General features: G+C 62.8%; 17 protein-coding genes and 1 pseudogene. 12 read left to right on the top strand and 6 right to left on the bottom strand.

Annotated features, from left to right (window positions below):
* Positions 1-229: 229 nt before the first annotated feature.
* The 5 genes from SJH88_RS08560 to SJH88_RS08540 all read right to left on the bottom strand — a co-directional run bounded on the left by SJH88_RS08560 (position 230) and on the right by SJH88_RS08540 (position 4780).
* Positions 230-1009: a protein phosphatase CheZ gene (locus SJH88_RS08560; RefSeq protein ID WP_274754199.1), complete on the bottom strand. Its 780-nt coding sequence runs from the start codon at positions 1007-1009 to the stop codon at positions 230-232.
* 4 nt (positions 1010-1013) lie between these two features.
* On the bottom strand, positions 1014-1406 hold the full coding sequence (gene cheY / locus SJH88_RS08555; protein ID WP_274754198.1) for a chemotaxis response regulator CheY: 393 nt from the start codon (positions 1404-1406) through the stop codon (positions 1014-1016).
* A gap of 76 nt (positions 1407-1482) precedes the next feature.
* Positions 1483-2463 (bottom strand): flagellar motor protein MotB, encoded by a 981-nt coding sequence (gene motB, locus SJH88_RS08550; RefSeq protein WP_274754197.1) that lies wholly within the window; start codon positions 2461-2463, stop codon positions 1483-1485.
* A gap of 3 nt (positions 2464-2466) precedes the next feature.
* Positions 2467-3324: a flagellar motor stator protein MotA gene (gene motA / locus SJH88_RS08545; protein WP_043382790.1), complete on the bottom strand. Its 858-nt coding sequence runs from the start codon at positions 3322-3324 to the stop codon at positions 2467-2469.
* 211 nt (positions 3325-3535) lie between these two features.
* The gene (locus SJH88_RS08540; RefSeq protein WP_274754196.1) at positions 3536-4780 is read right to left on the bottom strand and encodes a flagellin; all 1245 of its coding nucleotides are present in this window, start codon (positions 4778-4780) and stop codon (positions 3536-3538) included.
* Positions 4781-5088: 308 nt separating this feature from the next.
* Here SJH88_RS08540 and SJH88_RS08535 point away from each other — a divergent pair, with 308 nt between their 5' ends.
* The 6 genes from SJH88_RS08535 to SJH88_RS08510 all read left to right on the top strand — a co-directional run bounded on the left by SJH88_RS08535 (position 5089) and on the right by SJH88_RS08510 (position 10403).
* Positions 5089-5256 carry a hypothetical protein gene (locus SJH88_RS08535; protein ID WP_274754195.1) on the top strand — a complete coding sequence of 56 codons (168 nt, stop codon included), beginning with the start codon at positions 5089-5091 and terminating at the stop codon, positions 5254-5256.
* Complete coding sequence (locus SJH88_RS08530) at positions 5247-6452, top strand: flagellin (RefSeq protein WP_274754194.1); 1206 nt, start codon at positions 5247-5249, stop codon at positions 6450-6452. Before SJH88_RS08535 ends, SJH88_RS08530 begins: the two co-directional genes overlap by 10 nt.
* A 164-nt stretch (positions 6453-6616) precedes the next feature.
* A complete protein-coding gene (locus SJH88_RS08525; RefSeq protein ID WP_274754193.1) occupies positions 6617-7822 on the top strand; it encodes a flagellin N-terminal helical domain-containing protein in 1206 nt (401 codons plus the stop codon).
* A 347-nt stretch (positions 7823-8169) separates the two neighbouring features.
* Complete coding sequence (gene fliD, locus SJH88_RS08520; protein ID WP_274754192.1) at positions 8170-9594, top strand: flagellar filament capping protein FliD; 1425 nt, start codon at positions 8170-8172, stop codon at positions 9592-9594.
* A gap of 83 nt (positions 9595-9677) precedes the next feature.
* A complete protein-coding gene (fliS, locus tag SJH88_RS08515; protein ID WP_274754191.1) occupies positions 9678-10088 on the top strand; it encodes a flagellar export chaperone FliS in 411 nt (136 codons plus the stop codon).
* Between the two features lie 24 nt (positions 10089-10112).
* Complete coding sequence (locus SJH88_RS08510; RefSeq protein ID WP_479680502.1) at positions 10113-10403, top strand: flagellar protein FliT; 291 nt, start codon at positions 10113-10115, stop codon at positions 10401-10403.
* A 423-nt stretch (positions 10404-10826) separates the two neighbouring features.
* On the opposite strand, the pseudogene fliE reads toward SJH88_RS08510, so the two are convergent.
* Positions 10827-11149, bottom strand: a pseudogene (gene fliE, locus SJH88_RS08505) (flagellar hook-basal body complex protein FliE).
* 181 nt (positions 11150-11330) lie between these two features.
* Between fliE and fliF the strand changes: the two are divergent.
* From fliF to SJH88_RS08475, 6 genes are all read left to right on the top strand, one after another.
* Complete coding sequence (fliF, locus tag SJH88_RS08500) at positions 11331-13022, top strand: flagellar basal-body MS-ring/collar protein FliF (protein ID WP_274754190.1); 1692 nt, start codon at positions 11331-11333, stop codon at positions 13020-13022.
* 47 nt (positions 13023-13069) lie between these two features.
* Complete coding sequence (fliG, locus tag SJH88_RS08495; RefSeq protein ID WP_183303260.1) at positions 13070-14065, top strand: flagellar motor switch protein FliG; 996 nt, start codon at positions 13070-13072, stop codon at positions 14063-14065.
* 31 nt (positions 14066-14096) lie between these two features.
* The gene (locus tag SJH88_RS08490) at positions 14097-14912 is read left to right on the top strand and encodes a FliH/SctL family protein (protein ID WP_274754189.1); all 816 of its coding nucleotides are present in this window, start codon (positions 14097-14099) and stop codon (positions 14910-14912) included.
* A 40-nt stretch (positions 14913-14952) separates the two neighbouring features.
* Positions 14953-16320, top strand: coding sequence for a flagellar protein export ATPase FliI (gene fliI / locus SJH88_RS08485; RefSeq protein WP_225890718.1), 1368 nt, complete (start codon positions 14953-14955; stop codon positions 16318-16320).
* Positions 16321-16341: 21 nt separating this feature from the next.
* Positions 16342-16806, top strand: coding sequence for a flagellar export protein FliJ (fliJ, locus tag SJH88_RS08480; RefSeq protein ID WP_274754188.1), 465 nt, complete (start codon positions 16342-16344; stop codon positions 16804-16806).
* Positions 16807-16808: 2 nt separating this feature from the next.
* On the top strand, positions 16809-17962 hold a 1154-nt coding region (locus SJH88_RS08475), incomplete at its 3' end, for a flagellar hook-length control protein FliK (protein WP_274754187.1).

Below are 17962 nucleotides of genomic sequence, written 5' to 3'. Positions count from 1 at the left end.
GAGGGAAAGGTCTCATGCCATTGTCCGCAAGCGGCCAGAACGCTAAAGCGGGAAAAGCGCACCACAGGCGGCGCTATTTCAACGCCCGCGGCGGTTGCGGGCGGCGGGCAATCTGCTAGGTGCCCGAGCAATGCTCTAAATACCAGAGCTGTCAGCGCTTATTTTTCAATTGCTTCAGAAATAAAACTATCTAAAGTGCTTGAAATAAAAGCGCTGGCAGCTCACTTTTTTAAAAACCCAAACTGGCCAGCAAATCGTCCACCTGGGACTGTGAGGTGACCACGTCCTGGGCGTTGGGGTCCACCACGGGGCCTTGCAAGACCGGGTGCGCCGGCTGGTCGGCTGCCGCGCTGGGGTTGTGCGCCGCTTCCTCGGGGGCGGCCTCTGCCAGGGCGGCCGCCCACAGATCGTCCGCCTGGTCGGCGGTCACGGCCACACCGGTCGCCATGGCGGCAGCGGCGCTGACCTCGCCCGCATCCAGCAGTGGCTGGTGACCGGCCGGTTGCGGGGCGGTCTGCAGCAGCAGCTCAATCAGCTGCTTCTCCAGCGTGCCGGCCAGGGTCACCACCTTGGCGATCACCTGCCCCGTCAGGTCGTGGAAGTCCTGCGCCATCATGATGTCGGTCAACTGGTTGTCCACGATCTCCGTGGCCTTTTCCATGTCTTCCAGGTAATTCATGATGTGGCCCTTGGCCACGGCCGCCACCGGGTCGGCAATCATGGACTGGCGCATCTGCTTGGTTCGCGCCACGATGCTGGACTGACGCTCCTTGGCATCGTCCACCAGGGTCAGCACCTTTTCGGCCGCCTGGCCGGTCAGGCGGGCAATGTAGGACAGGCGGTTTTGTGCATCCGGGAGCTCTTGGGCCGTCCCGCGCAGGCGGTCTGCATAGCCCAACTCGCGCAACGCGTCGTGCAGCTGGCGTGTCAGCAGTCCGATCTTGTTGTGCACCTCGCCATGGTCGAAGCCTGCTGCGGGTGGGCCGGCGTTGGGCGGTGTGTGTTCCATGGCTTTATCCCAGGCCCAGCTTCTTCAGGATCAGGTTCACCTTCTCTTCCAGCGTGGCCTTGGTGAACGGTTTGACGATGTAGCCGGCCGCGCCACCCTGGGCGGCGGCGACGATGTCTTCCTTGCGGGCTTCGGCGGTCACCATCAGCACGGGCAGGTGCTTGAGCTTGTCGTCGGACTTGATTTCCGTCAGCAACTCGAAACCATTCATGTTCGGCATGTTGATGTCGGACACCACGAAGTCGAACTTGCCGTTGCGCAGCTTGTGCAGCGCTGCCACGCCGTCTTCGGCCTCATCGGCCTCGGTGAAGCCGCTCTCCTTGAGCAGGTTGCGCACGATGCGACGCATGGTCGAGAAGTCGTCAACAATCAAAAAACGAAGGTCGTTGTTGGCCACGGGGGACCCTTTCGGTCAAAAAAGCTCTGAATGAAACCTGTGCCGTGCACGGGCTTCGTCCTGTTTTCACAAATTGTCACGGAGTTTGGGGCGCAGGTGGGGGATTCTCCTGCTTTTCCGTTTCCAATTTGCTGTCTGGGTGGACAGTCGGGGTTTGCTTGCCCAGCAAGCGTTCCTCTGCCTCATGCGTCAGCACCGTGATGGTGATGCGCCGGTTCTGCGGTGCGCGTGGCTCGTTCGGCAGCAGCAGGTCGCTGGCTGCCAGCCCCACCACGCGGGCCAGTTTGTCGTTGGGCATGCCGGCCGCCACCAATTCGCGGCGCGAGGCGTTGGCCCGGTCAGTCGACAGCTCCCAGTTGCTGTAGCCGCGTTCGCCCATGCCATACGGCGCAGCGTCGGTGTGGCCCGCTATGCTGATGCGGTTTTCCACCCCGCCCAGGGCCGAGCCGACCTCGCGCAGGATGTCGCGCATGTAGGGCTTGACCATGGCGCTGCCGATGTCGAACATCGGGCGGTTCTGGTCGTCCACGATCTGGATCTGCAGGCCATCGGGCGTCACGTCCATGCGGATCTGCGAGCGGTATTCGTTCAGCGTGGCATTGCTGGAAATCATGGCGTCGATCTTGGCGTGCAAGGCCTGGATGCGCTGGGTGTCCTGCTGCGCGCGCTGGCGCTTGGTGTCCACCTGGCGGCGCTGGCTTTCGCTCTCGGTTTCCGAGCGTTTGACCTGGCCATACACCTTGGTCAGGTCGTTGCCGCCCCCGGGGATGACGCTGGAGCTGTTGCCCGAGCCGTCGCCCCCGGCCATCGCCACCTTGAGGGGCGAGTTGAAGTACGCGGCAATCCCCTGCAGGTCCCCCTTGGAGGTCGAGCCCAGCAGCCACATCAGCAAAAAGAAGGCCATCATCGCCGTCATGAAGTCGGCATAGGCAATCTTCCAGGCGCCGCCGTGGTGACCGTGTTCACCTTTCTTGACGCGCTTGATGATGATGGGCTGCAGCTTCTTGTCATTCGCTGCGCCCGCGGCTGCGCCGCCGGGCTGGTTGGGGGGCGGCATGGCTTACTTCCTCTTGACGTGCTCTTCCAGCTCCAAGAAGCCGGGGCGCTCCGTCGAATACAGCACCTTGCGGCCAAACTCAATCGCCGTGGGTGGGTTGTAGCCCTGCATGCTCGCAATCAGCGTGCACTTGATGCACTCGTATTCCTTGGCGGCGTCCTGGTTGCGCTGCTCGATCAGCCCGGCCAGGGGCTCCACCAGGCCATACGCCAGCAAAATGCCCAGGAACGTACCCACCAGCGCCGAGGCGATCATGCCGCCCAGCACCGAAGGCGGTTGCCCGACGGAGCCCATGGTGTTCACCACGCCCAGCACCGCTGCCACGATACCGAAGGCCGGCAGGGCGCCGGCCAGGCGCTGCAGCGCCGTGACCACACGGTGCTCCTCCTGGTGGTGGGCATCCATTTCGTTTTCCATCAGGGACTCGATTTCGTGCGAGTTCAGGTTGCCCGACACCATCATGCGCAGGTAGTCGGTGATGAACTCCACCAGATGTTGGTCGGCCAGCAGTTCAGGGTACTTCTGAAAAATTTCCGAATTCTGTGGCTCTTCCACATCCATTTCGATGGCCATCAAGCCTTCCTTGCGGGCCTTTTGCAGCAGGTCGTACAGCAAGGCCAGCAGGTTCATGAAGCGTCCTTTGTTGTGCTTGGCGCTTTTGATGCAGCTGCCCAGCGCCGATGCCGTGGCTTTGAGCACCTTGGGCGGGTTGGTCACGATGAACGCGCCCAGGGCGGAGCCGCCGATGGTGGCCATTTCAAAAGGCAGGGCTTTGGCAAGCACACTCATGTTGCCGCCATGCAGGGCATACACGCCGAAGATGCAGCCGAAGGCGATGATGTAACCAATAAGGACAAGCATGGGGAAATTGTGTCAGAACCTAAACAAAGCCAAGCGCAGGAATGGTGCGTAAAAAGCCGTCTTGTTTGTGGCTTAGCAGTTTTCGCGCCGTGGGGTAGATGCAGGTATAGCTGCGGACAGCCTCTCCACTTTTCATAGGGTAAAAAAAACCACTGGAGGCTTTATCGGCATCCAGTGGAAATTCTGAAGGGAAAACGTCGGCAGGTGCTGTTTAGCTTTGCAGCAGCTTCAGCACGTTCTGCGGAATCTGGTTGGCCTGGGCCACCATGGCCGTGCCCGCTTGCTGCAGGATCTGTGTGCGGCTCAGGTTCGCGGTTTCTACGGCGAAGTCAGCATCCATGATGCGTCCGCGGGCGGCAGACAGGTTTTCTACCTGAATGTCGATGTTGTTGACCGTGTTCTCAAAACGTGCCTGCACCGCACCCAGCGTGGCGCGGGCGCTGTTGACTTGGTCCACGGCGCTGTCGATCTTTTTCAGCGCGACCCACGCGCCGCTCTGGGTGCTGACGTCGATGTCTTCGATGCCGCGTGCTTTATCTACAGAGCCTGCGCCGGCAACGCCGCCGGCGATGTCGACATGGGCGGGATCCAGGCCAGTTTCTTCTGCAGTGAAGTTGTCAAATGCCACGGACACGGGTGCGCCATTGGCATCCAGTTTTTCAGACAGGATTTCCACCTTGTACTGCTCGGTGCCATCAATCTTGGTCAGATAGGCGGTCACGCCGGTGTCTGCGCTCTTTTGGTTGATGGCTTCCACCACCTGGCCCAGGCGCTGCTGGGGGCTGTCGGCTTCGGGCAATTTGCCCAGGGGAACCGTGGTGCTGCCGTTGACCGTGATGCTCAGGTCTGCAGATGCAGCGCTGAAGGTACTCAGGGGGGCTGCGGCAGCCAGGGGCTGTGCTGTTTCAACGGCTGCTTCCTCGGAGGTTGCATACGACACCGACGACAACTGCGAAGAGCGCGTATCCACCAGCGCGCCCAAGGTGATGTTGTCGCCGGAGTTGGCGCCCACCTGGAACACGGCACCCGCAAAGCTGCCATCCAGAATCTTCTGGCCGTTGAAATTGGTCTGCTTGGCGACGCGGTCAATTTCCGCAGTCAGCTGGCTCACTTCAGCCTGCAGGGCCTCGCGGTCGCTGGCGCTGTTGGTGGCGTTGGAGGCCTGCACGGCCAGTTCACGCTGGCGCTGCAGCATGTCGCCAATCTTGCCCAGCGCGCCTTCAGCGGTTTGCGCTAGCGAGATACCGTCATTGGCGTTGCGCGATGCCACCGTCAGGCCCTTGACCTGGGTGTTCATGCGCTCGGCAATCGCCAGACCAGCGGCATCGTCCTTGGCGCTGTTCACTCGCAGGCCGGAGGACAGGCGCTGCATGGTGGTGTTCAAAGACTGTCCAGACAACGACAGGTTCCGCTGCGCGTTGATGGAGGCGATATTCGTATTGATAGTTGCGGCCATTGCTTCGTTTCCTTCAGAAAAAGCGAGTTACTTGCATCGCTCACATAAACCACGGGCCTACATGTGCGGCAGGCAACGCTAGCGATGGGGCAATTCTTCTATGGCTGCTGCTTGCGCGCTGCAGGGAATAAAGGCGGAAAAACCCGCTATCTCGGCGCTTCGTGCGGCGCTTCGCACGGCACGCCCGCAGTGCCGCACAGGGCGGGCACAGGGGCAGAGCAGGGGGTGAATAGGGGCTGTGTGCCCCGGCATGGGCATGCCATGCGGGGCAATATGGCCCTGGGATGGCACTGGAGTGGTGGCAGCGCATGCACGCAGAGCAAGGCCTTGGCGGTAAGTGGCCGCTTTTTGCAAAAATTTCTGAAATATTCCTAAAGATTCCTGCGGGCGGCTCCGATAACCCAAACATGGCGCACAAGACGCCGTTTATCGCAAAGCACTCAACACCTTTTAAAGGAATTTCACCATGGCCATGACCATCAACACCAACGTCGCTTCCATCAACGCCCAGCGCAACCTGAGCATTTCTGGCAGCTCGCTGAGCACCACCATGCAGCGCCTGTCTTCCGGCCTGCGTGTGAACAGCGCCAAGGACGATGCCGCCGGTCTGGCCATCTCGGAACGCATGAATGCCCAAGCCAAGGGTTTGGCCGTAGCGGCCCGCAATGCCAACGACGGTATCTCGCTGGCGCAAACCGCGGAAGGCGCGCTGGGCAAGGTGGGCGACATGCTGCAGCGCCAGCGTGAACTGGCCGTGCAATCGTCCAACGCCACCAACAGCGCGGCAGACCGCGAAGCCCTGCAGGCCGAAGTGAAGCAGCTGACCGCGGAAATCGACCGCGTGGCCAAGACCACCTCGTTCAACGGCACCAAGCTGCTTGATGGCTCGTTCACCGGCGCCACCTTCCAGGTGGGTGCCAATGCCGGCGATAACATCACCGTGGGCGCCACCACCAAGGCCACCGCCGATGGTCTGGGCAATGTCAGCTATGGTAAGAAAGAAGCGGACACAGCAGCACTCGATGGCTCGGTGATTACCGAGCTGGATGCCATGGACGATACGCTCGCAGAGACTTTTACTATTCAGGTGGGCAGCGCCGCTGCGATTGAACTGGGTGCGCTGGATGCCGCCTCGTCTGAGCAAGAGCGCCTGGGCCAGGTGGTGGCCGCCATCAATGCCAAGACCGCAGACACCGGTGTCACGGCCTTCTTGAGCACCGAGGATGGCAGCACCTACAAGCTGGAAGTGCGCTCTGACAGCGACGAAGCTGTGACTTTCGGCGCCGCTTTTACGGCAGATACGACAGGTTTTGATGCTGCTGATTTGAATATCGATGCAACAGACGTGGTGGCGCACAAGGGTATTGCGAACATGGACATCAGCACCCAAGCCGGCGCCTGGGACGCCATCAAGCAAATTGACAGCGCGATGGACCAGGTGAACGCGGCCCGTGCCAACCTGGGTGCCCTGCAGACCCGCTTTGACAAGACGGTGGAAAACATCGACATCATGAAGGAAAACACCACCGCCGCCCGTGGCCGGATTGTGGATGCCGACTTTGCGACCGAAACCGCCAATCTGAGCACTGCGCAGATTCTGCAGCAGGCCGGTACGGCCATGGTGGCCCAGGCCAACCAGCAGCCCCAGAATGTGCTGAGCCTGCTGCAATAAACAGAGCGTGTAGCGTAGATGCAGTCTGGGTTTTCAAGGGGTTTCCTTGAAAACCCGGGTGCGCCAGGCACTGCGTACTGGCCAGGTCAGGCAAGGCCAGCGCCGTCCCTCCACCCCCGCACCCACCTCGCGCCCTCCACCAGTTTTTTTGAAGGGGAAACAAAATGGCAATGACCATTAACACCAACGTCATCTCGCTGAATGCACAGCGTAATCTGACCACCTCGTCCAGCTCGCTGAGCACCAGCATGCAGCGCCTGTCTTCCGGCCTGCGCGTGAACAGCGCCAAGGACGATGCCGCCGGTCTGGCTATTTCGGAGCGCATGAAAGCCACTGCCAGTGGCTTGACCGTGGCGGCCCGCAATGCCAACGACGGTATCTCGCTGGCGCAAACCGCGGAAGGCGCGCTGGGCAAGGTGGGCGACATGCTGCAGCGCCAGCGTGAACTGGCCGTGCAATCGTCCAACGCCACCAACAGCGCGGCAGACCGCGAAGCCCTGCAGGCCGAAGTGAAGCAGCTGACCGCGGAAATCGACCGCGTGGCCAAGACCACCTCGTTCAACGGCACCAAGCTGCTTGATGGCTCGTTCACCGGCGCCACCTTCCAGGTGGGTGCCAATGCCGGCGATAACATCACCGTGGGCGCCACCACCAAGGCCACCGCCGATGGTCTGGGCAATGTCAGCTATGGTAAGAAAGAAGCGGACACAGCAGCACTCGATGGCTCGGTGATTACCGAGCTGGATGCCATGGACGATACGCTCGCAGAGACTTTTACTATTCAGGTGGGCAGCGCCGCTGCGATTGAACTGGGTGCGCTGGATGCCGCCTCGTCTGAGCAAGAGCGCCTGGGCCAGGTGGTGGCCGCCATCAATGCCAAGACCGCAGACACCGGTGTCACGGCCTTCTTGAGCACCGAGGATGGCAGCACCTACAAGCTGGAAGTGCGCTCTGACAGCGACGAAGCTGTGACTTTCGGCGCCGCTTTTACGGCAGATACGACAGGTTTTGATGCTGCTGATTTGAATATCGATGCAACAGACGTGGTGGCGCACAAGGGTATTGCGAACATGGACATCAGCACCCAAGCCGGCGCCTGGGACGCCATCAAGCAAATTGACAGCGCGATGGACCAGGTGAACGCGGCCCGTGCCAACCTGGGTGCCCTGCAGACCCGCTTTGACAAGACGGTGGAAAACATCGACATCATGAAGGAAAACACCACCGCCGCCCGTGGCCGGATTGTGGATGCCGACTTTGCGACCGAAACCGCCAATCTGAGCACTGCGCAGATTCTGCAGCAGGCCGGTACGGCCATGGTGGCCCAGGCCAACCAGCTGCCCCAGAACGTGCTGAGCCTGCTGGGCTAAAGCGCGCCACGGTGGGCGCCTTGAGACTGGGGTGCCACCTTTGAAGTTGAAAGTCATGCTTTGCTTGATACGGTACCCCCGCAAGGGGGTGCCGTTTTTTTGCATGCCAGGGGTGAGAAAAGCTTGAGAAATCGGCGGGCCTGCCGATAAAGGATGCAACAGTCCCGCCGCACGGCCCTGGTGCAGGTGGCCAGGGGCTGCGCAAGGGTGGCGCTGGGCAGGTCAGTGTTTTTGCATGGTTCTGGCCGTGTTGTTTGGCCTTTTGAAGGCCGCCCTGTTGTTGCAAAATGCAGGGAGTTGCGCAGTGCTTTCAGTGCGCGGGCGCACAATTTTTTAAGGAGCGAGTGATGGCATCTATTTCTTCGATTGGCGTGGGCAGCGGCTTGGATGTGGAGAGCATCATTTCGCAGACGGTGGAGCTGGAGAAGGAGCCCATCAAGACCCTGGACGCCAAGGCCGAGGTGATCAACACCCAGATTTCGACCTACGGTGAAATCAAGTCGTTGACGGATGACCTGAATTCTGCGGCGCGCGATTTGACGCTGGACCGCACCTGGGACTCGGTGAAGATCAGCTCGTCCAACAGCTCGGCCGTGAATGCCACGATGACCGGGTCTGCGGCCGCAGGTTCCTACAATATTTCGGTCAGCGAGCTGGCGCAGAGCCAGACTTCGGCCAGCACCAAGCTGGCGGCCAAAGCCAATATGGGCACGGCGGGCGTCATGCGCGTGAAAGTGGGCGCGGGTGACCAGGCGAAAACGGTGGATCTGCCCGTCACCGCGACGGATACGCTGACCACGCTGGCGGCCAAGATCAATGAAGATCCCACGCTGAGCCAGACGCTGGTGGCCAGCGTGATTACCGACAGCAGTGGCAACCAGCAGTTGATGGTGCGCGCGCGCAGCACGGGTACGGACAGCCAGTTTGCGGTGGAGTTCGGTGCGAGCAAGAATGCCGACGGGACGTTGGCGCCGGTGGATACCAGCGCTGACACGGGCCTGGCCAAGCTGGCGGGCACGGGGGGCTTTACGGTGGCCCAGGAAGCCCAGAATGCGCAAATCACGCTCAACGGTGTGGCGCTGGAGTCCACCAGCAATACGTTTGCGGATGTGATTCCGGGGCTGTCGATCTCGGTGTCGGCCAAGGGCGATTCTTTGCTGAGCCTGACCCAGGATACGGAGGCGATCCAGACCAGCATTCAGGCGTTTGTGGATGCCTACAACGCGCTCAATGAGTTGCTGAGCACGTCCACGGCGTACGAGTCCAACACGGGGGTCTCCGGGGCGCTGCAGGGTGACAGCAGCACGGTGAGCCTGCAAAACTCGCTGCGCATGCTGACGCAGAGCGTGACGGGCAATGCCACGGGGGCTTATACCCGCCTGTCGGACATTGGCATTCAAATGCAGCAAGGTGGCGCATTGACGCTCGATACCACCAAGCTGGCCACGGCCATGAACGATGTGGCGGCCATGAAGTCGATGTTTGCAGCGAAGCCGGATGCGCTGGGCCAGGGCGGTGGGATTGCGGTGAATTTCAAGACCTTGACGGATGAGTTGCTGGCGTACGAAGGTACGCTGAACAACAAGACGGATGCCCTGGAAGGCCAGCTGGAGCGCAATCGCGATGAGGTGGCTAAGGTGGAGGCGCGCGCCGTGACCGTGGAGAAGCGCCTGCGCTCACAGTATTCGGCCCTGGATGTGAAGATGGCGTCGCTGAACTCGCTGAGCTCGTATGTGGAGCAGATGGTGGCGTCGTGGAACAAGTCCGATTGATGCCCGGCTGGGGCTGGGTGGTCTCAAGGTCTGGGCGGGGGGCATTGCACCCCCCGGATGTATTTAGAAAGGTAAGGATTCCCATGTTTTCATCTGCAGGTTACGGCGCTGCCAAGGCTTACCGTCAGGTGAGCGCGCATTCCCAGGTGGAAAGTGCGTCGCCTCACCAGTTGATTCAGATGCTGTTCGATGGCTTGTTCCAGTCGCTGAACGCCGCGCGTGGCGCGATGGAGCGCGGTGAAGTGGAAGAAAAAGGGCGCCACATCTCCAAGTCTGTACGCATTTTGCAAGAGGGCCTGGTGATGGGTTTGGACTTGGAAAAGGGCGGTGAACTGGCGGCTAATCTGAAGCTGCTGTATGACTATTCTGTGGCCCAATTGACCAAAGCAAACATCCACAATGATGTGGTGTTGGTGGAAGAAGTCATCAAGGTTTTGCAGCCCGTGGCGCAAGGCTGGAAAGAGATTGGAACCGCAGCCAACCCCGTGATGTGAGGGGGTGCTGTGCAGGAGAACAGATTGCTCGATTACTACAAGGCCATTGAGGCCAAGAGTGCCGAAATGCTGTCTGCCGCGTTGCAACAGAACTGGGATTGCGTGGTGGAATGTGAGAAATCGTGCGCCGTGCTGATTGGCGAGCTGCGCGTGCAGTCCCAGGAGCAGGTGCTGACGCCCGCGCAGCGCAAGGAAAAGACGCGCATCATGCAGAGCATCTTGCGCAATGACGCGCAGATCCGGGTGCTGGCCGAGCCGTGGCTGGCGACGCTGGAGTACATGGGCAAGGTCCCGGCCAGCTCGGTGTTGCACTGAGGTGGGCGCTGCGTACTGCTAGGTAGTTAAGTCCTTGGTGGGGACACAAGCCGCATGCTGCAAGGCATGCGGCTTTTTTCATGGGCCCACCCGGGGCAGTCAGATCTGGGCGTTGGTGTGGTGTGGTTGGTGTCGCTGAAACCACCAGGATCTGGCGCTAGTGCTTTTGATAGCTGCTGGCGCTCGTCTATGAAGAGTTTCAAGGTATTAATGACCTGAAGGGTGCGATGGATGTGCGCGGTGCGCTCATCTTTTCTGAGCTGAAAGGCCTGTGGACCTGCTTGCGTGGCGATGGGCTGTGGCCAAGTCGGCGCGCAAAAAAGACCGCAACCCAAGGGGTGCGGTCATCAAGATTTTTTGAAGGGGCGAGCGTTGGGGCGGGGCGCAGGCTGGGGTGGCCATTCGCCCTGCACAGGCAGGTGCTCAGACCTGCATGTTCATGACATCGGTATAGGCCTGCACCAGGCGGTTGCGCACATGCAGGGTGGCTTGGAAGCCGATTTGCGCCTTCTGCATGGCCACCATGGTTTCTTCCAGGCTGACCGAGGGATTTTCCATCTGCACTTCTTGCTGCAGGTGGCTGGAGTGGTTCTGGGCGCGCTGACGGAGTGCAGCGCATTTTTCAGGGCGTGGCTGAAACCATGGCCGTCTGCTTCGGCCTGTTGCACAGGCTTGGTCAGGCGTTGGGCCATATCGCTGGAAATGGGTGTCAGCGCAGAGTTGGTGCTTTGCAGGCGCAGGTCCATGGTGTTCATCCCTGGGTTGTTCTTGATTGATGGCGCAATCGTAGGCAAATGCAAGCCTGGCATCTGTGCGAATAAATGGGGAAACGGCCGCCTTATCGGGGGAACGGTGGCGTGGGAAGTCCGAATAATCGGCAGCACGTTGGGCTCCGTGTCGGGCCCGAGCTCCCATTTGGAAAAGAACATGTCTGCAGTTGCTGAAATTCCTGTTGCTGAGAACCCCGCTGCCGCAAGCCCGATGAGCTGGCAGCAGCGGGTGGCAAGCCTTGATCGCAATCAGCGCATCCTGATCGGCGCTGTGGGCGCGCTGGTGGTGGCGGGGGTGATTGCGGCCTTGATGTTCAGCCGACAGCCCGATTACCGCGTGCTGTTCTCCAATCTGAGCGACAAGGACGGTGGCGCCATCGTCACGCAGCTGGCGGCCATGAACGTGCCCTACAAGTACACCGAAGGTGGTGGTTCGATCATGATCCCCGCGGACCGGGTGCACGATGTGCGCCTGAAGCTGGCGACCCAGGGGCTGCCCAAGGGCGCAGTCTCTGGCTTCGAGATCATGGAGAACAGCAAGTTCGGCATCACCCAGTTCCAGGAGCGCGTGAACTACCAGCGCGGCCTGGAGGGCGAACTGACCCGCTCCATCATGGGCCTGTCGGCCGTGCAGAACGCCCGCGTGCACCTGGCCCTGCCCAACCAGAATGGTTTTTTCCGTGAGCAGCAAAAGCCTTCGGCCTCCGTGCTGCTGACGTTGTACCCCGGCCGCATGCTGGACCGCACGCAGATCGCGGGCATCGTGCACCTGATTTCTTCCAGCGTGCCGGAAATGCTGCCCAGCGCGGTCAGCGTGCTGGACGACTCGGGCAAGCTGCTGTCGCAGACGGGCAACCCTGAAGACAGCCCCGTCAACGTCCAGCAGCTGATGTACCAGCAACAGCTGGAAAAGCAGTACACCCAGCGCATCCTGGACATCCTGGAGCCGGTGGTCGGCAAGGGCAATGTGAAGGCGCAGGTGACGGCCGAGCTGGACTTTTCGCGCACCGAATCGACCTCGGAGCTGCATGCCCCCAACCAGGGTCAGGCCGCGAGCGCGGTGCGCAGCCAGCAGGTGCTGGAAAGCACTGGCGAGAAAGAACCTGTGCCCCCGACCGGCGTGCCCGGTGCCGTCAGCAACCAGCCCCCGCAGAACGCGGCGGCGCCCATCAACGGCGCGGCCCCCACGCTGCAGGCGGCCAATGGCCAGCAGACCAACATCATGGCCATTCCCGGCAGCAAGCGCGAATCGGTCACCAACTATGAAGTGGACAAGACCGTGCGCGTGACCCGCAACAGCACGGGCTCCATCAAGCGCATGACGGCTGCGGTGGTGGTGAACTACCTGCCCGGCACAGCGACCGAGGCCGGCGCGGCCGTGACGCCCCAGGCCATGACCGAGGCGCAGCAGGCACAGATGCTGGCCCTGGTGCGCGAGACCATCGGTTTCAACGCGGAGCGCGGGGATTCGGTCAATCTGATGAACACGCCCTTCCAGCAGGAGCTGCGCCTGGCTTCGGACCTGCCGATCTGGCAGCAGCCCGAAACGATCGATCTGGTGCGCTCCATCGCCTGGCCGGTGGGCCTGGTGCTGGCGGCCCTGATCCTGATGTTCGGCGTGGTGCGTCCGATCCTCAAGGCCCGCAAGAAGAAGGAGCTGGCCCAGCAGTTGGATCTGCTGGAGGCCGAAGAGCTGGAGCGCCCAGCACTGGCCGCCCCGCCCAAGCCGGGCGAGCCCGCCCCCGAGGAGCTGCGCCTGCAGCAGGCGCGCGCCCTGGCCAAGCAGAACCCGATTGCCGTGGCCAACATCGTCAAGACCTGGGTCAATGGCAGCGATGGCAGCCACTGATCCTGACCGCTGGCACCTAACTATCTACAGAACACAAAGAGTTTGCTATGGATGATCGAGGTCTGAACGACGCCGCCATTTTGCTGATGTCCCTGGGCGAGGAAGAGGCGGCCGAGGTTTTCAAGCACCTGTCGCCCAAGGAAGTGCAGAAGCTGGGTGAGACGATTGCCCGCATGCGCGGGGTGTCCAAGGAAAAAGTGGATTTCGTGATCGCGCGCTTCACCGACGACTGCGCCGCCCAGAGCCTGCTGGTCGAGGACGCCAGCGACTACGTCAAGTCGGTGCTGCGCCGTGCGCTGGGCGATGACAAGGCTGCGCTGCTGCTGGACCGCATCTTGCAGGGCGGTGACGTCTCGGGCATTGAAAGCCTGAAGTGGATGGACCCGATCTCGGTGGCGGAACTGCTGCGCAACGAACACCCGCAGATCGTGGCGGCCATCCTGGTGCACCTGGAGTTCGACCAGGCCGCGGCGGTGCTCATGCAGCTGCCCGAGCGCATGCGCAGCGAAGTGATGCTGCGCGTGGCCACGCTGGAAGGTATCCAGCCTTCGGCGCTGAAGGACCTGAACGAAGTGCTCTACAAGGTGCTGGCCGGTGGCGACAAGATCCGCAAGACCTCGCTGGGCGGTGTCAAGGCTGCGGCCGAGATGATCAACCTGCTGGGCGGCAATGCCGATGTGGCGGTGCTGGACACCATCCGCAACTACGACGCGGACCTGGCGCAGAAGATCATGGACAAGATGTTCGTGTTCGACGACCTGGTCAAGCTGGACGACCGCTCGCTGCAGTTGGTGCTGCGCGAGGTGGCGTCCGAGACACTGATCATCTCGCTCAAGGGCGGCTCCATGGAAGTGCGCGACAAGATCCTGGCCAACATGTCCATGCGTGCGGCCTCGGCCCTGCGCGAAGACCTGGAAGCGCGCGGCCCCATGCGCCTGTCCGAGGTGGAGGCGCAGCAAAAGGAAATCCTCAAGGTGGTGCGTCGCTTGGCGGACGAAAACCAGATCACGCTGGGCGGTGGCCCAGAAGACAGCTTTGTCTAAGGCCAGTCCTTCGCAGTTCCAGTAGGTTGACATGACACGCTTTATTCCCAGCGAAGAGATTGACGAGCAGCAGGTGCGGCACTGGCACTTTGGTGGTGTCCGCAATGGCACCTTCAACAAAGGCTTTGCGGCCATGCCCGAGATGACCTCGGACCCCGCCTTGCTGCCCTTGGCCGAAGAGCCCGTGGCCGAGCCGCAGCCCGAGGAGCTAGAGGCCGCGCCCGTGCCTGAGCTGGAGCTCGACGATGTGCCCCTGCCGGTGCCTGGGATTTCCGAGGAAGAGCTGCAGCAGCAACTGGAACAGGCCCGCCAGGAGGCCTATGCCCAGGGCCTGGAGCAAGGCCGGCAGCAGGCGGCCCAGGAATGGCAGGCCCGCATGGCCGACTACCAGAACAACCTGGGCCGTGAGACGGCACAGCGCCTGAACGAGGTGCTGCATGCCGCACAGACCGGGGTGCAGGGCCTGCAGCAGCAGATGGCGCCCGACTTGCTGCAGCTGGCCGTGGATATCGCGCGCCAGGTGGTGCGCCAGGAACTGCGCTGCAACCCCCAGGCCCTGCAACCCGTGGTGGCCGAGGCCCTGGACATGCTGGGGGCCGACACCAAACCGGCCGTGGTGCGCCTGAATCCCGAGGATTTCCAGCAGTTGCAGGCCCATCTGCGTGCCGCCTTGCCCAATCCCAAGGTGGAATGGCTGTCCGACCCGACGGTGGCCAAGGGTGGTTGCCTGGTGGAAAGCCAGGGCGCACAGATCGATGGCAGCCTGGAGCGCCGCTGGCAGCGTGCCGTGGCGGCACTCGGCCTGGTGTCGACCTGGTACGACGGTGGAGCCGGCCATGGCAACTGACCATTCGCCCATCGGCGCCGCAGTGGCACAGTTGCAGGACATGCTGCGGGTGGGGCGCGAGCGCGTGAACCAGCCGCTGCCCTTGCACAGCCACGGCACCTTGACACGGCTGACCGGCCTGGTGCTCGAGGCCAGTGGCCTGCGCGTGCCCGTGGGCTCGCAATGCCATCTGCAGATGCCCGGTCAGGAGCCGGTGCTGGCCGAGGTGGTGGGTTTTGCCGGCGATCGGGCGTTCCTGATGCCGGCCGGCGACATCCAGGGCTTGTCGTGCGGGGCGACCGTCACACCGGCCGAGCCGTTTGTGCCGCCCCTGCGCCTGGGGGATACCGAGGCGCCGTCCCTGGCCACGGGCGTGCTGCGCCTGCCCATGGGCGATGGCTTGCTGGGACGCGTGGTCGACTCGCAGGGTGTGGCGCTGGACCACGGCGGCGCGCTGGTGAACGTCGTGTCCGAGCCGCTGGACCGTGAGCCCATCAATGCCATGGAGCGTGCCCCGGTGCGCGAAAGCCTGGATACGGGCGTGCGGGCCATCAACAGCCTGCTGACCGTGGGGCGTGGCCAGCGTCTGGGCCTGTTTGCGGGTTCGGGCGTCGGTAAATCGGTGCTGCTGGGCATGATGGCGCGCTTCACCCAGGCCGACGTGATCGTCGTGGGCCTGATCGGTGAGCGTGGCCGCGAGGTCAAGGAATTCGTCGAGGACATCCTGGGCGCCCAGGACCGCAGCCGCGCGGTGGTGGTGGCGGCGCCGGCCGATGCCCCGCCGCTGCTGCGCATGCAGGGGGCCACCTACGCCACGGCGATTGCCGAACATTTCCGCGACAAGGGCAAGCATGTGCTGCTGCTCATGGATTCGCTGACCCGGTATGCCCAGGCCCAGCGGGAGATTGCGCTGGCGATTGGCGAGCCGCCCGCCACCAAGGGCTATCCGCCGTCCTGCTTTGCCAAGCTGCCGGCCCTGGTCGAGCGCAGTGGCAACGGCCTGAATGGCGTGGGGTCGATCACGGCCTTCTACACCGTGCTGTCCGAGGGGGATGACCAGCAGGACCCGATTGCGGACGCTTCGCGCGCCATCCTGGATGGCCACTACGTGCTGTCGCGGGCCCTGGCGGAACAGGGGCATTACCCGGCCATCGATATTGAGCAGTCGGCCTCGCGGGTGATGCACAACGTCGTCAGCCGGGAGCATTTTGAGTTAGCTAGACGTTTTAGGGCCGTCTATTCGCGCTATCAAAAAAGCAAGGATTTGATACAAGTAGGAGCTTATGTCAACGGCTCCGATCCCCAGGTCGACGAGGCCATCCGCCTGCAACCGGCGATGGCCACGTTCCTGCAGCAGACCATGTTCGAGTCTGCTTCCATGGACGAGAGCCTGGCGCAAATGGCTGATGTCCTGCAACAGCCGGCTTGAGATAACTAGAGGATGCTGGGAATGTCGTCACTCAATGCACTGATGATCGCGATCGAAATGGCCACGCGCAAACGCGACGAGGCGCGCCAGGCCTTGCGTGAGCGTCAGCATGCCCACGATGCCGCCAGGTCCCAGATGGAACAGCTGGACAACTACGCCCGCGAAATGCAGCAGCGCTGGGGGGCTAGCGAAGGGGCGGCGATGAAGCCCGAGGTGATGTTCCACCACGGCCAGTTCATGGACCGGCTGCAGCATGCCATCAACCTGCAAACCAAGGTGATGGCAGACCAGGCGATCCGCCTGGAAGCGGCGCAGAAGGCCTTGATGGCGTCGGAGCTGCGCCTGAGCAGCCTGAACAAGGTGGTGGAAACCCGCCGCCGCGATATCGCGCTGGCGCAGATGCGCCGCGAGCAAAAGCAGACCGATGAGCGTGCGGCTCTGCAGTTCATCGGCCGCACGTTCGGCCTGCAGTTTCAAGAGGTCTGAGCATGGATATTCAAGCAGCGAACACGCCGGCCAAGGCGAAGGCCGCGGCCAGCGACAAGCAGGACAAGAGCAAGGTGGAAGACGGGCGTGAAGGGGCGCCCGCGTTTGCCCAGCTGTTGCAAGGCCTGCAGCCTCCCGCCGCGCTCGAAGCCCGGGCGGCGGCGCAGGACGTGCTGGAGGCCCGGCAGTTGCCGAGCGCCGAGCTCGTGCAGGCCGACAGCGCCGTGCTGCGCGACGGCTTGTCCATCGGCTTGGACCTGGGCAGCCTGGTGGGCCAGACGGCGCTGCTGGATGACCGTGCCGATGCGGCGCTGCAAAACGGCAGCTTTGTGCTGGCGCAGCAGGCGGCGGGCCGTGCCAGTCCTGCAGGTTGGGGGGCCCAGCCACATGTGGCGGCAGGCCAGGCCGTGGCGACCGTCGCGGCCGGCGTGCAGTCGGCCCTGCCCTGGGTGGCGGAAGGTGGTGCGGCGGCCGCGGTGGTGAAGGTGGCCACAGAAGCCGCAGGTCTGGTCGAGGACGGATTGCAGGCCGTGGCCGATCTGGTGCAGCCGGACACGCCAGCCTCCGAGGGGCGTGTCAATCTGCTGGGGGCCTGGAAACTGGAAGACCCGCAGGCCATCCCCTCGCCAACGCTGCAACGCGTCATTGGTCAGGTGGAGCAGTGGGCGGCCGCAGGCGCAGGCCTGCAACCCAAGGCCACGGAGCGTGCCGAGGGTAGCAAGTCGGGGCAGGATGCGGTGGCGGGCATGTCCGCGGCGCAAGGCAGCGGCACCCGTTTGACCGAGAACGCGGTGCGCGAGACCCAGCAGGCCCAGGATGCGCAGTGGGAGGCCCAGGCCGACGTGCCGGTGGAAGACATGCGCTTTTGGCTGCAGGGCAAGCAACAGCGCGCCGAGGTGGTCCTGGACCAGGATGGGCAGAACGTGCGGGTGCAGGTCTCCGTGCGCGGCAACGAAGCCCATGTGACTTTCCAGGCCGACCAGCAGCACACCCGGGCGGTGCTGGACAACAGCCTGGCGCAGTTGCGCGAGATGCTGGAGCAGCAGGGTGTGGCCCTGGCGGGGGTGTCCGTGCAGGCCCAGACCGCGGACGGGCAGCAGGCTGGCGCAGGCGCGCAGGAGCGCGGCAGTGCGTGGGCGCCGCAAGGGGCCGCACG

The sequence above is a fragment of the Comamonas sp. GCA5 genome (genome assembly GCF_036541385.1).
GTDB lineage: Bacteria > Pseudomonadota > Gammaproteobacteria > Burkholderiales > Burkholderiaceae_C > Comamonas > Comamonas aquatica.
The sequence above is the reverse complement of the archived record's forward strand: the minus strand, read 5'-3'. Positions and strand labels throughout refer to the sequence as shown.